Origin of the sequence: Streptomyces sp. NPDC089799 (assembly GCF_040684755.1) — a bacterium.
Taxonomy (GTDB): Bacteria; Actinomycetota; Actinomycetes; order Streptomycetales; family Streptomycetaceae; genus Streptomyces.
On the sequence record NZ_JBFBGR010000029.1, the window covers coordinates 12,195 to 26,564 of the forward strand.

A 14,370-nucleotide genomic window follows, 5' to 3' on the forward strand; every position below is an offset into this window, starting at 1 on the left:
GCCGGACCGTCACCCGAGCCGCGTAGAGTCGTTCCCCCTGGGGGCGCTCCGTCAGCCGGTGCGCCGCCGGGCCGGGCAGCGCGCCGAGGGGCGGCGGGGGGACGCGTCCGGGGCAGCGAAGGGGAGAACCGGAGCGATGGACGACCGGGCGCGCCGCGCGGCGCGGCGGGTGGGGGTACTGGTCGGCGCGGTGGTGCTGTTCGCCGCCGGATGCAGCGGCGGCGGGGACGGCGGGAAGGGCGACGGCCCCCCGAACATCCCGCACACCCCGAACATCCCGCACACCCCGAGCACCACGAGCACCCAGAGAACCCCGAACCTGCCGGGCAAGCCGAGCACCCCGGGCAGCCCGGGTACGCCAAACACCCCGGGCAGCCCGAGCAGCCCGAGCGGCCCGGGCACCCCGGGCCGGGCCGGCCCCGGCGCCGTACGGCTCCCCGAGCCGCACATGGCCTTCGACTACCAGATCGGCGACCCCTACGGGCCGCCGAAGGGCGTACGGGCGGTCTCCCGCGACCGCAGCGCGAAGCCCGCGCCCGGGCTGTACAACATCTGCTACGTCAACGCCTTCCAGGCCCAGCCCGACGCCACCGCCTGGTGGCAGAAGAACCACCCCGACCTGCTGCTCCGCAAGAGCGGAGGCGCCCGCGCCCCGCTCGTCATCGACCAGGACTGGGACGAGGCCCTCCTCGACGTGTCCACCCCCGCCAAGCGGGACCGGCTCGCCCGCATCGTGGGGGAGTGGATCGACGGCTGCGCCGCCTCCGGCTTCCAGGCCGTCGAGGCCGACAACCTCGACTCCCACGAGCGGTCCGGCGGGCGCCTCACCCTCGAGCACGACCTGGCCTTCGCCCGCCTGCTCGTTGACCGGGCCCATGCCGCCGGCCTGGCCATCGGCCAGAAGAACGCCGCCGAACTCGCCGGACGGGGCCGGGGCGTCGGCTTCGACTTCGCCATCGCCGAGGAGTGCGGCCAGTACGAGGAATGCGACGTCTACGCCAAGGCGTTCGACAACCGCGTCTTCGACGTCGAGTACGAGCCGGCCGGGCTCGCCGCCGCGTGCCGGGCCTACGGCGGCACCCTCTCGATCGTGCTGCGGGACAAGGACGTCAGGCCGGCCGGGGAGGCCGCCCACCGCCGCCGCACCTGCTGACTCCCCGGTGCCCGGCCGGGCGGGACGGCACGAGCCCGTCCCGCCCGCCCGGCCGGACGTCCGGCCGGACCTCACACGGCCGCGGCCTCCTCCCGGACCGCCGGCCGCGCCGGGGCGAGCCGGCCCGCCCGGTGCAGCCCGTACACGGCCGCGGAACACACCAGGCCGAGCGCGGACAGCGCGAACCACGGCAGGGCGGGCAGCCCCGCGTCACGGGCCGCGTCGAGCGCCACCCCGGTCAGCAGGTTGCCGAGCGTGATCCCGATCCCGCAGACCGTGTTGTACAGCCCGTAGTGGGTGGCGACGAGCCGGTCCCCGGCGAGCCGCACGATGGTGTCCATCTCGAACGGATAGGCGATCATCGTGCCCACTGCCAGCAGCAGCGCGGACAGCGCCGGCGCACCCCCGGCCACCAGCCACCGCCCCGCCCCGCCGTCCGGCACCGGCAGCAGGGCCGGCACCAGCAGCGGCACGAAGCCCGACGCCATCACGAGCAGCCCCCGCACGAGTGCCCCGCCCGGCTCCAGGCGGGCCTTGCACCATGCGGTGATCCGCGTCTGGAAGAGGATCGTGCCCATCCCGGACACGGCGAACAGCACCGCCACCGCGACCGTCCCGAACCGTCCGTCGCCGCCCAGCCGCCGCACCTCCAGCGGCAGCGCCAGATAGACCTGGAACGACATCACGTACGAGCCGGTCATCGCCACCGAGAACAGCAGGAACGACCGGTTCGCCAGCATGCCCCGCCACTGCCGGAGCACGCCCTCCGCCGGACCGCCCGGGTCCGCCTTCGGGTCCGTGCCCCGCCGGGCCGGCAGGGCGCGGATCTGGAACGCGCTCAGCACGGCGAAGGTGCCGGCCGCCACCAGGCAGGTGACCCTGAAGTCCAGGCCCGTGAGCACCATGCCGACCAGCGGGCCGAGCAGGATGCCGGCCTGGTAGAAGACGTTGAACAGGGCGAACGCCTCCACCCGCCGCTCGCCCGCGTCCGTGGCCAGGTACGCGCGCGTGGCCGGGTTGAACAGGGCACCTGCCAGCCCGGTGGCCGCCGAGGCGGCCAGCAGCGCGGGCACCGAGTCGACCAGGCCGAGCGTGGCGAAGCCGATGACGCGCAGCACCAGACCCGCGATGATCATCGGCTTGTAGCCGAGGCGGTCGGCCAGGGTGCCGCCGATCAGGAACATGCCCTGCTGGCTGAAGTTGCGCACGCCGAGGATCAGCCCGACCAGCCAGCCCGCCAGCCCCAGCGGACCGGCCAGGTGCGCGGCCAGATAGGGCATCAGCATGTAGAAGCCCAGGTTGATGGTGAACTGGTTCAGCATCAGCAGCCGGACGCTGCGGTCGTAGGTGCGGACCTGCGCGAAGGTGCTCCTCACCGGTCTTCGCCGCCCGCCAGGGTCAGCGGGTCGACCACGGCGGTGCACCGGGTCCAGCGGCCGACCTCCTTCTCGTCCAGACTGCCGACCACCTCGGGCTCGGCCGCCGGCGGAGCGTCCAGCAGGCCGTGAGCCGCGCAGTAGTCGTCGTCGTAGACGGTGCCGAGGTAGCGCTGCGGCCCGTCCGGGAAGACCGCCGCGATCCGGGTGTCCGCGGGCAGTGTCCGCGCCAGCCAGCCCGCCACCAGGGCGACGGCGCCGACGCTCCAGCCGCCGGTGGCGTAGTGGGACGAGGCCAGTCGGCGGCAGGTCCACACCGCCTCCGCCGGGGACACCCAGTGCACCTCGGAGAACTGGTCGTACGCCACGTTGCGGGGGTAGATGCTCGACCCCAGCCCGCGCATCAGCCGGGGCCTGGCGGGCTGCCCGAAGATGGTCGAGCCGATCGTGTCGACACCCACCAGACGCAGCGACGGATAGAGCTGCCGGAGCACCCGGGACACCCCCGCGGAATGCCCGCCGGTGCCCACGCTGCACACCAGTACGTCGATGTGGCCGAGCTCGGCGGCCAGTTCGAGCGCCAGCGGGGTGTAGGCGGTGGTGTTGTCCGGGTTGTTGTACTGGTCCGGGCACCAGGACCCGGGGTGCTGCGCCGTCAGCTGCTGCACCCGGTCGCGGCGGGCCTGCTGCCAGCCGCCCGTCGGGTGGGGTTCCGACACCACGTTGACCTGGGCCCCGTAGGCGGTCAGCAGCCGGGTCATGGAGCTCTCCAGACCCGGGTCGGTGACCAGGGTGACCGGATGGCCGTGCACCATGCCGGCCAGGGCCAGCCCCAGCCCCAGGGTGCCGCTGGTGGACTCGATGATCCGGCCACCGGGCTTCAGGTCGCCCCGGGCGCGGGCCCGTTCGACCATGTGCAGTCCGGGACGGTCCTTGATGCCGCCGGGGTTGAACCCTTCGAGCTTCGCCCAGAACCCGCGTCCGGCCGGGGCCAGGGGTTCGGAGATCCGCAGCAGGGGGGTGTTGCCGACCAGCCCCGACAGGGCGGATCGCGCGGAAGGGGTCACGTCGGTGGTCGAGGAATGCATTGTTCCGCTCTCGTTCGGTGAAGCGCTTCGGGATTCACTCGGAACGCACGCCGTCCGGCGCGGGCCGGTCTCCCGGGGCGGTGGGACGAGCGTGCGGCGGCCCTTTCGAGGGTCGCTGGGAGAGCGGTCTAGATGCGCCACCGGCAGACGGCGGTGAGGGTGGACCGGCCGGTCGCGGACGTACGGGCTCTGGTCGCGCCGGGAGCGGTGGCCGCCGGCGGGAGGGCGGCGGGGCCGTCCGCCGCGTGGGCCGCCGGCACTCCCGGGGTGGCCGGGGCGGGCTGCGGCGCGGACTGCGCCTGCGGGGCCAGGCCGGGCATGGCGCAGGTGGAGGCGTGGCCGTGACCGTGGCCGTGCCCGCGTTCGTCCTGGTGCTCCTGGTGCTCCTGGTGCTGCGGGTGTTGACGGTGCTGGTGCGGGCGGTGCCGGTGGCCGTCGGGCGCGGGCGGCGCGGGGAGCCGTACGGGCATGGAGACGGCAGCCGGCACCGCCACCGCCACCGCGACGGGTGACGGCGGAGGCGACGGCGGGGCGGACCGGTCCGGAGCCGGGTCGAGGAGGGCGAGGCAGTGGAACGCCGCGAACAGCAGCGTGGCCAGCAGCCCGGCGAGCACCCCGCCGGACCGGCGGACACGGGCCGAGGGAGGGGACGGGGGACGGGGGGCCGTACGGGACGGGGAAGGGGATCGGCGCGGCACAGTTCCTCCGTGCAGCAGTGGGGAGAACGGTCTGCTGGGAACAGACCCGCCCCTACACCCTGAGGACGCCCGTGCCCCTCGCGCCCGGCGGTACCGCGCCGGAGCCGCCGGCGGCCGCACACGGCAGTGCACGCGGGCCGGCCTCGGGCGCCCCGTCCGACGCGGCCGCGCGCGGCAGGTGCGCCGGGTCCGGCGCCACCGTCTGCGTCGCGGTCGCCGCGGAGCACTCGTGGGCGGGATGGGCCGGCCCGTGCCCGTGCGGCGCGGCCACGGCGCTCGCCGCGGTGGCCCGTCCGGGGACGGAGGTGCCGCCCGACTCCGGCGCCTGGGCGCAGAGGAAGCCCACGACGATCAGACACAGCCCGAGCAGCCGCAGCAGGACCGCCCGGGAGCGGCCCGAAGCGGCGCGGGAACGAGACCGGGCTGTGATCACACCGTGATCGTAGCCGCCCTGTGCCTCCGTCAGGTGAACGGATCCGGTCAGTTTGTGCAGGATTCGCGCCGCTCCCGCCCGTACGGCCCTGCCCGGACAGCCCTGCGCGGACGGCCCTGCGCGGACGGCCCTCCCGAACAGCCCCCCACCCGGACGGCCCGCCCGGCCGGCCCCGCCCGGACGCCCCTCAGCAGTGATCCCCGGCGGGAGTTTCCTCCGGCCCGTCCGGGTGGAGGGCGAGGGTGCCGTCCGGTCGGGGGCGGAGCCGGGCGCCGAAGTGGCGGCTGACCCGGTCCAGGGTCCCGCCCAGCCACCGGGAGTCCGCCGCCGAGGCGCGCCGCAGCCGCATCCGGCGCGCCTGCAGCGGTACGACGCACAGCTCGCGCAGCCGGCCCGTGGCGGCTTCCAGGGACACCAGGTAGAGCGGCCGCAGGTCGTCGCGGTACGTCTCGTAGCCGGTGATGCCCTCGTAGTCGTTGATCAGGTCCCCGCAGCCGTACGCGATGAGCCGTCCCCGGTACACCTCGACCGGCCGGGGGTGGTGCGAGGAGTGCCCGTGCACCACGTCCGCACCGGCGTCGACGAGCGCGTGCGCGAACCGCACCTGGTCCCGGGGCACCCGGTAGCCCCAGTTGGAGCCCCAGTGCACCGAGACGACGCACACGTCGCCCGGCCGCTTCGCCTCCCGGATGCGGGCGGCCACTGCGGCCGCCGCGGAACCGGACGGCTCGGCGGCGAAGGAGACCCCGCTCCGGTCGGCCGTCGCCGCCCAGCCCGGCGGCACCCCGCTGGAGGCCATGCCCAGCGCCAGCACCAGCACCCGGCGGCCGCGGCCCACCCGCACGGCCGCGGGCCGTGCGGCCCGCTCGGCGTCCCGGCCGGCCCCGGCCGTCCGCAGCCCGGCCCCGGCCAGCACGTCCAGCGTCTCCTCCAGGCCGCGCCGGCCGTAGTCCAGCACGTGGTTGTTGGCGAGCACGCATACGTCGGGACGGGCCGCCGCCAGACAGGGCAGATTGGCGGGGTGCATGCGGTAGTGGATCCCCTTGCCCGGCACGGCGTCGTCACTGCGCGTGATACTCGTCTCCAGGTTCAGGACCAGGGCGTCGGGTGCGGTCCGGTCGAGCACCCGCAGGACCACGCCCCACGGCCAGGCGAAGTCGACCGGCCGCGGAATCGGTCCGTTCACCGCCTCGGCGAGCTCCACGTACGTCCGGGCGTCCCGCACGTACGCCTCCGCCAGCGCCGGATCGCCGGGGTGCGGAAGGATCTGGTCCACGCCGCGTCCGAGCATCACGTCACCGGTCAGGCACAGCGTGACGGCATCACCCTGCACTCTTCCCAGCCTAGGCGGTCCCCACCTTTCCCGGCCCGGGCCGTCCCCCCCCGCGGTCCACGCCGCTGCTTGCCCCTGACCCGCGGGTCAGGGCTTACGGTCCCGGCACCCGTCGCGCCCACCCCCAGGAGGCCCGCCCGTGCCGAACGCCGCCCTGCCCCGCACCGCCCGCGAGGTCCGCCTCGTCGCCCGCCCCCACGGCCTGCCGGAGCCACCCCACTTCACCGTCGCCCGGAACCCGCTGCCCGAGCCGGGACCCGGCCGGGTGCTCGTGCGGAACGAGCACTTCCTGGTCTTCCCGGGCCTGCGCACCCTGATCGGCGGCGAGACCGACGGCCTGCCCCTGCCCACCCTGCAGCCCGGGGACGCCCTCTTCGGCCCCGCCGTCGGCGAGGTGCTCGCCGCCCCCGGGGACGGGCCGCTGCGGCCCGGGGACCGGGTGGTCCACCTGGCCGGCTGGCGCGACCACGCCGTGCTGCCGGTCATCGAGGTGACCCCCCTCGACCCGGCCCTGCCGACACCGGTCGCACACCTGGCCCAGGGCTCCGTCCCGTACGGCGCCCTGACCCGGCTGGCCCCGGTCCGCAGCGGCGACGTCGTCCTGGTGACCGGGGCCGCCGGGGCGGTGGGCACCCTGGCCGGGCAGATCGCCCGGCTGCTGGGCGCGGCCCGTGTCCTGGGCACCACCGGTTCGCCCGGCAAGGCCGACCGGCTCGTCCGCGAACTCGGCTACGACGACGTCCTGTTGCGGGGTCCGGAACACCCGCCCTTCGCCGACCGGCTGCGGGCCGCCGCCCCGGACGGCATCGACGTGGTCCTCGACACCGTGGGCGGCGAGCAGCTCGCGGCCGCACTGGCGGCGGCCCGGCAGGGAGCGCGCGTGGCCGTCGTCGGCACGCTGGCCGGCCAGATGGCCGCGGAACGGGGCGGTGCCACCGCGCCCGTGGAGATCGACACCTTCCGGCTGGTGCTCCGGGGCGTCTCGCTGCGCGGATACAGCGGCTCCGACCACCCCGACGTGGAGGCCGAATGGCGCGAGCGGTTCGGCGGCTGGCTGCGCTCCGGTGAGATCCGTTTCCCCCACTCGACAGTCGAGGGAATGGACGGGGCCGTTCGGGCGTTGCCCGAACTGATCGCCGGACGCCATTTCGGCGCGGTGGTCGTGCAGTTGTAGCCGTACGCCACCCACACGGGGGCACGGCACACGGGCTCAGGGCAGCGGGCCCGGGACGGGGTGGGGCGGATGCGCATCGGCGACGCGGCGGCAGCGGCGGGGACCACGGCACGGGCCCTGCGCCTCTACGAACAGCGAGGACTGCTGCCCCCGCCCGCCCGCACCCCGTCCGGGCAACGGGAGTACGGCCCCGAGGACGTCGCCCTGGTCCGGGTGATCCGGGAACTGCTCGCGCTCGGCCTGACCATCGCGGACCTGCGCACCCGCGCGGACCGCCTACCGCTGCTCACCCGGGACCCGGCGCCGGTCTGCGGCACCGGGGCCGCGGTCGGCGGTCTCGCTCCCGTCGTCGACCGCCGCATCGCGGCCCTCGACGCCGAGATAGCCCGGCTCACCCGCCGCCGCGAGGAACTCGCCCGGCGGGCGTCCCCCGCGCCGGGCTGACCCGGGCCCGCCCGCTCAGCGGCGCCGCCACTCCTCGGCCAGCAGGCGGTAGGAGCGCACCCGGTCGGCGTGGTCGTGCGTGATCGTGGTGATCAGCAGCTCGTCCGCGTCGGTGGCCTCCCGCAGCCGCTCCAGATGGTCGGCCACCGTGCCGGGCGAGCCGACGAACTGCGTGTCCACCCGGTCCGCCACCAGCTCGGCGTCCGCCTCCGTCCACGGCAGGTCCCGCGCCTCCTCCGGCGTGGGGAAGGGGATGGCGCCCTCGGCGGTACGGATGCTGCGCACCCACGGGCCGTATCCGGTGGCCAGCTCGCGGGCCGTCGCATCGTCCTCGGCCACCACCACGTCCGCCGACACGCTCACGTACGGCCGGTCCAGCCCGTCGGACGGTTTGAACGCGGCCCGGTAGGCCTCGACGGCCTCCAGCACCGACGCCGGGCTGACGTGGTAATTCGCCGCGAAGCGGAGCCCGTTGCGGCCGGCCGTCTCCGCGCTCTGCCCCCCGCTGCTGCCCAGGATCCACACCTCCACCGCGGCTCCCTCGCCCGGCACGGCACGCGCCTCGACGCCCTCCGGCGACCGGTACTCACCGCGCAGCAGCGCAAGGACGTCGTCAACCTGCTCGCCGTAGTCCTGCGGGCCGGCACCGGGCAGGTTCAGCAGCTTCTGCTGGAGGGCGACCCGGGGATGGCCCAGCAGGCGGGCGAAGGAGAAGCGGGGCGGGATCAGCAGCCCGTTCGGGGTGTACCCGGTGAAGGGCTCGGAGGCCGCCTCCGCGCGCCCCGGCGGGCGGCCCGCCGAGCGGCCCAGCCCCAGGTCCAGCCGGCCCGGGTGGAGCGCGTCGATCAGGCCGAACTCCTCGACCGTGGACAGTGCCGTGCGGTGGCCGAGCTGTACGGCACCGGACCCGATCCGGATCGTCGACGTGGCGGAGGCGGTCAGCGCCAGCACCACCGCCGGGGAGGTCCCCGCCACACCGGGATTGAGGTGGTGCTCGGCGAACCAGTAGCGGGCGTAGCCGAACCGCTCCGTCTGCCGGGCAAGGTCGACGCTGCGGTGCAGGGCCTCGGCGGCGGTCGAGCCGGAACTGATCGGCACGAGATCGAGGACGCCGAGCGGGACGCCGGTCATGGACAACTCTCCTTCACAGGCCGGGGAACGGGGGATCGGGGATCTCGCGACGCAGCACCGGGGCGATCTCGGACTGGAACAGCTCCAGGGAGGCGCGGTGGGCGTCCGCCGGGAGACCGCCCGGCTCGGCCTGCAGGTGCAGCACGGTGTGGCCGAACTCCGCGTGGTACCGGTGCACCTTCTCCACGATCTGCTGCGGGCTGCCGATCAGCGCCGAGCTGCGCTCCACGAAGTCCTCCAGGTAGGGGAAGACCGGGTCCACCTCCGCCTGCTTGTGGAAGGCCAGGTACTGCTCGAACGCCGGACGGTACGCCGCCACCGCCGCCTGCGAGGTCCGGGCCGCGTGGAAGCCGGCGGTGCCGGCGCCCACCACCGCGAGCGCGGGGTCGTGCCCGTGGTGCGCCCAGCGCTCCCGGTAGTGGCGGATCAGCTCGGCGTACGGGCCCATCGGATGGGTCACGTTCGCGGAGAACAGCGGGTCGCCGTGCCGGGCCGCGAGGTCCACCGACTCCCGGCTGGTGGCGCTGCCGTGCCACACCCTGGGCGGTGGCCCGCCCGGCCGGGGCAGCACCTCGGCGTCCTCCAGCGCGGGCCGGAAGCGGGGCCGGGCCGTGACCCGGTCCTCCCGCCAGAGCCGCCGGAACAGCTCGTAGCCCTCGGTGTTGCGCTCCCACTGGTCCTCGGCCGTGACGTGGAACAGGTCGCGCTGCGCCGTGCCGTTCCCCTTGCCGATCATCAGCTCCAGCCGGCCGCCGGAGAGGTGGTCCAGCGTGGCGTAGTCCTCGTACGCGCGGACCGGGTCGAGCAGGCTCAGCGTGGTGACGGCGGTGAACAGCCGGATCCGCCGGGTCAGCGCGGCGATGTGGGAGAGCACCACGGGCGGGGAGGACGACAGGAAGGGACGCTCGTGCCGCTCGCCGACGCCGAAGCCGTCAAAGCCGAGCTCCTCCGCCGTCAGCGCGCTGTCGACGACCTCGCGGAACCGCTGCCGCGCGGGGGCCGGCACGCCCGTCACCGGGTCGGGGGCGTGCGTGATCAGGGTGATGGCCAGGAACTTCACGAGGCCGCGGCCCGCCGGTCGGTGAGCCCATCGGCCCGCCGCGCCGCCGGCACGGTGAGGCCCAGGTGGTCGCGGAGGGTGGTGCCGGTGTACTCGGTGCGGAACACCCCGCGCTCCTGCAGCAGCGGGACCACCGTGTCGGCGAACACATCCAGGCCGCCCGGGGTGAGGTGCGGGACCAGGATGAAGCCGTCGGCGGCGTCCTGCTGCACCAGCGTGTCGATGGAGTCGGCGACGGTGGCGGGGGAGCCTATGAAGGTCTGCCGGGCGGTGGTGGCGATGACCAGCTCGCGGATCGACAGGTTCTTGGCCTCGGCCAGCGCCCGCCATTCCCGGGCGGTGGCCAGCGGGTCCCGGAACTGCCGTACGCTCGCCCGGCCCAGGGCCACGGTGTTCTCGCCGGGCAACGGGTCGATCTCGGGCAGCGGGCCGTCCGGGTCGTGGTGGGACAGGTCCCGGTTCCAGACGTGCTCCAGGTACTTGATCGCGGTCTGCCCGCTGACCTGAGACCGCCTCACCTCGTGGGCGAGCTCCCGTGCCTCGGCATCGGTGTCGCCGAGGACGAAGGTGGCGGCCGGCAGGATCTTGAGCTCCTCGGGGCGCCGGCCGTGACGGGGCAGCCGGCCCTTGACGTCGGCGTAGAACGCCCGGCCCTCCTCCAGGGTGGCGTACCGGCCGAAGATGGCCTCGGCGCGGGCGGCGGCGAACTCCCGTCCCTCGTCGGAGTCGCCCGCCTGGAAGAACACCGGGCGGCCCTGCGGGCTGCGCGGCACGTTGAAGCGGCCCTCGATGTCGAAGTGCTGCCCGCGGTGTGCGAAGGCACCGGCGCGCGCGTCGCGCAGGAACACGCCGGCGACCGGGTCGGCGGCGATCTCGGTGCCGTCCCAGGAGTCGAACAGCTCGGTGGCGGTCTCCAGGAACTCACGGGCGCGGGTGTACCGGTCCTCCCGGGGCAGGAAGCCGCCGCGCCGGAAGTTCTCCCCGGTGAAGGCGTCCCAGGAGGTCACCACGTTCCACGCGGCCCGCCCGCCGGAGAGGTGGTCGAGGCTGGCGAACTGCCGGGCCACCTCGTAGGGCTCGTTGAAGGTGGAGCTGATGGTGCCGGTCAGCCCGAGGTGCTCGGTGACGGCGGCCAGCGCGGCCAGCACGGTGAAGGTGTCGGGCCGGCCGACCACGTCCAGGTCGTAGATCTTCCCGCCCTGTTCGCGCAGCCGGAGCCCCTCGGCGAGGAAGAGGAAGTCGAACTTGGCGCGTTCGGCGGTCCGCGCGAAGTGCACGAAGGAGTCGAAGTCGATGTGGGAGCCGGCTGCCGGGTCGCTCCACACCGTGGTGTTGTTGACTCCGGGGAAGTGGGCCGCGAGGTGGATCTGCTTGAGCGGCTTTCCGTCCGCCCGATGCGTGCTCATGGGTCCTGCCGTCCTTCCGGGAACGGGGGTTGGGGGCCTTCGGGGGCGGGGCCGGCCGGGTGCGCGGGTCAGGCCGCGGGGCCGACGGCGTACCGGTTCGCGGGGCGGTCCAGCCCGAGCAGCCCGCGCAGGGTGCCGGCCCCGTACGCCCGCCGGAACGCGCCGCGCCGCTGCAGCTCCGGGACCAGGCTCCGGGTGATGGCCGGCAGGTCGTGGGCGAGCACGCCCGGCAGCAGCCGGAAGCCGGTCAGGCCCGTCCCCTGCCATGCCTGGAGCAGGTCCGCGAGGTCCCCGGGCGTGCCGGTGAACACCGCGCTGTCCAGGTCGTACGCGCCCCCCTCCGGCCCGGCGAGCTCGTCGAGCCGGGCCCGGCGGGCGGCCGCGGCCGCGCCGTCCGTGTCCAGGAACACGGTGAGGTCGGCGAAGACGTGCCGCGGGCCGGGCGGCAGGGGAAGCACCGCCATCGCCGCCCGTGCCTCGTCCAGGTCGCGGGGGGTGACGTACACCAGGTCGACCAGGCCGGCCCGGGGCGCCACGGCCCCGACCGAGGCGGTGACCAGGGGCTGCCCCTGCGGGGGGCGCGGGGTGATCGACGGCCCGCGGACGCTGAAGTGCGGTCCCGCGAAGTCGATGTAGTGGAGCTTGTCGCGGTCGACGAACCGGCCGGTGGTGGTGTCCCGGATCTCGGCGTCGTCCTCCCAGCTGTCCCACAGCCGCCGGACCACCTCGGTGTGGTCGGCGGCCTCCCCGGCGAGCTCGCCCACCGGGACCGGGAACGCGCGGCGGCCGAAGTGCCGTGACTCGTGGGCGCGTCCGGAGGTCTGGACGCGCAGCCCCGCCCGGCCCCGGCTGACGTGGTCGAGGGTGGCGATGGCCTTGGAGATGTGGAACGGCTCGGTGTGGGTGGCCGTCACGCCGGGGACCAGCCCGATGTGCCGGGTCAGCGGTGCGACCCGGGCGGCGGTGAGCACCGCGTCCAGCCGGCCCCGCACCCGGTCGGTGCGGGCGTCGGGCTCCGCCGCCGTGGCGGACTGGAGGGCCAGGCCGTCCTCGAAGGTCACGAAGTCCAGCAGGCCGGCCTCGGCCTCGGCCACGGCATCGGCCCAGTAGCGGGCGGTGAAGAGCTCCGCGGGCCGGGCTCCTGGCTCGCGCCAGGCGGCCGGGTGTCGGCCGGCGCCGTCGAGCGAGACGGCGAGGTGCAGTTCGGACACGTCTCAGGCGCCTTCCTGTTCCGGGTCCCGGAGGGCTCCGGGTCCGCGGGAACGACGCTAGGCGGGAGGGCGATTGGCGACAATGCCCTTGGTATTAAGGCTTTTTGGCGGGATTGTTTCCGGCGTCCGGAGTGCGAGGAAGAGCGGCCGCCGGCGCAGGGCGAAGCCGATCGACTCGTAGAGCCGGATCGCCGCGGTGTTGTCCGCCGCGGTGTGCAGGAAGGGAACCTCCCCGCGCTCCCGGATCCCGGCGGCCACCGCCCGTACGAGCCGGGTCGCCAGGCCCCGGCCCCGGTGGAGGGGGTGCGTGCACACTGCGCTGATCTCCGTCCACCCGGGCGGACGCAGCCGTTCCCCGGCCATGGCGACCAGCCGCCCGTCGTGGCGGAACCCCAGGTACGTGCCCAGCTCTACGGTGCGCCGGAGGAAGGGCCCCGGCCGGGCGAGGTCGATCAGGTCGAGCATCTCCGGCACGTCGTCCGGGCCCAGGCGCACCGCCTCGGGCGCCGGTTCGGCCCGCAGCCCGGTGCCGACGAGCTGCACGCCCGGGACCGAACCGACCGTCTCCCAGCCCTCGGGCGGGGTCAGCAGGCCGGTGAGCCCGATCACCCGCCCCGGGCCGGCCAGGGTGTGCAGGTCCGCCCAGGAGCGCGGGTCGCCGGGGTCGGCGAGGGCCGCGAAGGGGGACACGTCGTCCGGGTAGCGGGCGGCACCGGCGGGGTCGGTGCCGTCGGCCGGCGGGCGCTCGGCGAAGCCGGCGTGCGGTCCGGACAGCGAGGCCCAAGCGGGGTTGTCGAGGATGTGGGGAGGCATCGGCGGCCCGGCTCAGGAGTTGGTCAGGGGCAGGCCGGGCGGGTTGACCTCGGAGGTCTTCACCGCCTCGCCGGACAGGTTCCACGCCGCCAGCACCTTCGCGTACTGGCCGTTCCCGATCAGGTGGTCGATGGTGGCCGCGACCGGCTCGGCCAGTCCGCTGTCCTTCTTCGCGGTCGCCGCGATCAGCCCCTGGAGGGTCTCGCCGGCGCCGGAGACCTGCCCCGCGTTGCGCGTGGGCGTGCCGCTCTTCGCGGTCTGGGTGATGTGGTACGCACTGGACGGGTTCGGCGCGAAGACGATGTCGATCTTCCGCCCGGCCAGGGCCAGATAGGTGCTGTTGACGTCCGGGAAGTACTTCACGTCGATGTCCTTCCCCTCGGACCGGAGCTTCGCCTGCCATTCCAGCAGGATCTTCTCCTGGTTGGTGCCCCGGCTCACCGCGACCGTCCGCCCCGCCAGGTTGCGGTGGTCGCCGCCGAAGTTCCAGGTGCTGTCCTTGAGGACCTCGAAGGCCAGGTTGTCCTGCCGGTAGGAGGCGAACTCGTACTTCTTCTTGCGCTCCTCGGTGACGGTGACGTTGGTGAACGCCACGTCGACCCTGCCGCTGTCGATGCCGACGAACAGGTTCTCCCAGGTGGAGTTCTTCACCACCGGCTTCAGGCCGAGAGTGGCGGCCACCAGCCGTCCGAGGTCGGGTTCCGCGCCGGTCAGGGTCTTCTGGTCGGTGCCCACGTACGCCAGCGGCGGGAAGCCGGCGGGCAGCGCGCCCACCCCGATGACCAGTTCCCCGCGCTCGCGGACCGCCGCCGGCAGCTTCGCGCGGAGCGACTCCACCACCGGGACGTTGAGTTCGGTCTGCTCGGCGGCCCCGTTGGACAGGGCGCCCACGGTGACCTCCGCGGGGCCGGCCGGGCCGCCGGACCCGCCGGTTCCGGCGGTGTCGTCCCCGCCGCAGGAGGTCAGTCCGGCGGTCAGGGCCGCGGCGGCGGCCGCCGCGACGAGTCCTCTGCGGAAGGGCTTCAGACGGTGGTGCATGGGATGGCGTTC

At 74.9% G+C, this 14,370-nt stretch carries 14 protein-coding genes; 3 read left to right on the forward strand and 11 right to left on the reverse strand.

The genetic code is table 11. The annotated features are described in order from the left end of the window. The first annotated feature begins 136 nt into the window (after positions 1-136). On the forward strand, positions 137-1,153 hold the full coding sequence (locus tag AB0O36_RS27205) for an endo alpha-1,4 polygalactosaminidase (protein WP_365114835.1): 1,017 nt from the start codon (positions 137-139) through the stop codon (positions 1,151-1,153). A gap of 71 nt (positions 1,154-1,224) precedes the next feature. Here AB0O36_RS27205 and AB0O36_RS27210 read toward each other — a convergent pair whose 3' ends face one another. From AB0O36_RS27210 to AB0O36_RS27230, 5 genes are all read right to left on the reverse strand, one after another. Further along, positions 1,225-2,529: an MFS transporter gene (locus AB0O36_RS27210; protein ID WP_365114836.1), complete on the reverse strand. Its 1,305-nt coding sequence runs from the start codon at positions 2,527-2,529 to the stop codon at positions 1,225-1,227. Beyond that, a complete protein-coding gene (locus tag AB0O36_RS27215; protein ID WP_365114837.1) occupies positions 2,526-3,617 on the reverse strand; it encodes a PLP-dependent cysteine synthase family protein in 1,092 nt (363 codons plus the stop codon). The genes AB0O36_RS27210 and AB0O36_RS27215 overlap by 4 nt, the downstream gene beginning before the upstream one ends. A 128-nt stretch (positions 3,618-3,745) precedes the next feature. Then, positions 3,746-4,231: a hypothetical protein gene (locus AB0O36_RS27220; RefSeq protein ID WP_365114838.1), complete on the reverse strand. Its 486-nt coding sequence runs from the start codon at positions 4,229-4,231 to the stop codon at positions 3,746-3,748. 136 nt (positions 4,232-4,367) lie between these two features. After that, positions 4,368-4,748, reverse strand: a complete 381-nt coding sequence (locus AB0O36_RS27225) for a hypothetical protein (RefSeq protein WP_365114839.1) — start codon at positions 4,746-4,748, stop codon at positions 4,368-4,370. A 187-nt stretch (positions 4,749-4,935) separates the two neighbouring features. After that, complete coding sequence (locus tag AB0O36_RS27230; protein WP_365114840.1) at positions 4,936-6,081, reverse strand: CapA family protein; 1,146 nt, start codon at positions 6,079-6,081, stop codon at positions 4,936-4,938. A 139-nt stretch (positions 6,082-6,220) separates the two neighbouring features. On the opposite strand from AB0O36_RS27230, the gene AB0O36_RS27235 reads away from it, so the two are divergent. Together AB0O36_RS27235 and AB0O36_RS27240 are read left to right on the forward strand one after the other, a co-directional pair. After that, positions 6,221-7,255, forward strand: a complete 1,035-nt coding sequence (locus AB0O36_RS27235) for an NADP-dependent oxidoreductase (protein WP_365114841.1) — start codon at positions 6,221-6,223, stop codon at positions 7,253-7,255. A gap of 69 nt (positions 7,256-7,324) precedes the next feature. Then, positions 7,325-7,699 carry a MerR family transcriptional regulator gene (locus tag AB0O36_RS27240; protein WP_365114842.1) on the forward strand — a complete coding sequence of 125 codons (375 nt, stop codon included), beginning with the start codon at positions 7,325-7,327 and terminating at the stop codon, positions 7,697-7,699. Positions 7,700-7,714: 15 nt separating this feature from the next. On the opposite strand, the gene AB0O36_RS27245 is transcribed toward AB0O36_RS27240, so the two are convergent. The 6 genes from AB0O36_RS27245 to AB0O36_RS27270 all read right to left on the reverse strand — a co-directional run bounded on the left by AB0O36_RS27245 (position 7,715) and on the right by AB0O36_RS27270 (position 14,358). After that, positions 7,715-8,830 (reverse strand): LLM class flavin-dependent oxidoreductase, encoded by a 1,116-nt coding sequence (locus AB0O36_RS27245; protein ID WP_365114843.1) that lies wholly within the window; start codon positions 8,828-8,830, stop codon positions 7,715-7,717. Between the two features lie 13 nt (positions 8,831-8,843). Beyond that, on the reverse strand, positions 8,844-9,890 hold the full coding sequence (locus AB0O36_RS27250) for an LLM class flavin-dependent oxidoreductase (RefSeq protein ID WP_365114844.1): 1,047 nt from the start codon (positions 9,888-9,890) through the stop codon (positions 8,844-8,846). Beyond that, positions 9,887-11,296: an NtaA/DmoA family FMN-dependent monooxygenase gene (locus AB0O36_RS27255; RefSeq protein WP_365114845.1), complete on the reverse strand. Its 1,410-nt coding sequence runs from the start codon at positions 11,294-11,296 to the stop codon at positions 9,887-9,889. Before AB0O36_RS27255 ends, AB0O36_RS27250 begins: the two co-directional genes overlap by 4 nt. Before the next feature lie 68 nt (positions 11,297-11,364). Next, positions 11,365-12,507 carry an LLM class flavin-dependent oxidoreductase gene (locus AB0O36_RS27260; RefSeq protein ID WP_365114846.1) on the reverse strand — a complete coding sequence of 381 codons (1,143 nt, stop codon included), beginning with the start codon at positions 12,505-12,507 and terminating at the stop codon, positions 11,365-11,367. A gap of 57 nt (positions 12,508-12,564) precedes the next feature. After that, positions 12,565-13,320, reverse strand: a complete 756-nt coding sequence (locus AB0O36_RS27265) for a GNAT family N-acetyltransferase (RefSeq protein WP_365114847.1) — start codon at positions 13,318-13,320, stop codon at positions 12,565-12,567. Positions 13,321-13,332: 12 nt separating this feature from the next. Further along, positions 13,333-14,358, reverse strand: a complete 1,026-nt coding sequence (locus tag AB0O36_RS27270; RefSeq protein ID WP_365114848.1) for an ABC transporter substrate-binding protein — start codon at positions 14,356-14,358, stop codon at positions 13,333-13,335. Positions 14,359-14,370: the final 12 nt, after the last annotated feature.

Excerpts from the sequence above, each read along its gene's own strand:
- AB0O36_RS27205 (WP_365114835.1), top strand. The coding sequence starts at position 137 with ATGGACGACCGGGCGCGCCGCGCGGCGCGGCGGGTGGGGGTACTGGTC.
- AB0O36_RS27265 (WP_365114847.1), bottom strand. The coding sequence starts at position 13,320 with ATGCCTCCCCACATCCTCGACAACCCCGCTTGGGCCTCGCTGTCCGGA.
- AB0O36_RS27270 (WP_365114848.1), bottom strand. The coding sequence starts at position 14,358 with ATGCACCACCGTCTGAAGCCCTTCCGCAGAGGACTCGTCGCGGCGGCC.
- AB0O36_RS27245 (WP_365114843.1), bottom strand. The coding sequence starts at position 8,830 with ATGACCGGCGTCCCGCTCGGCGTCCTCGATCTCGTGCCGATCAGTTCC.
- AB0O36_RS27215 (WP_365114837.1), bottom strand. The coding sequence starts at position 3,617 with ATGCATTCCTCGACCACCGACGTGACCCCTTCCGCGCGATCCGCCCTG.
- AB0O36_RS27255 (WP_365114845.1), bottom strand. The coding sequence starts at position 11,296 with ATGAGCACGCATCGGGCGGACGGAAAGCCGCTCAAGCAGATCCACCTC.
- AB0O36_RS27240 (WP_365114842.1), top strand. The coding sequence starts at position 7,325 with ATGCGCATCGGCGACGCGGCGGCAGCGGCGGGGACCACGGCACGGGCC.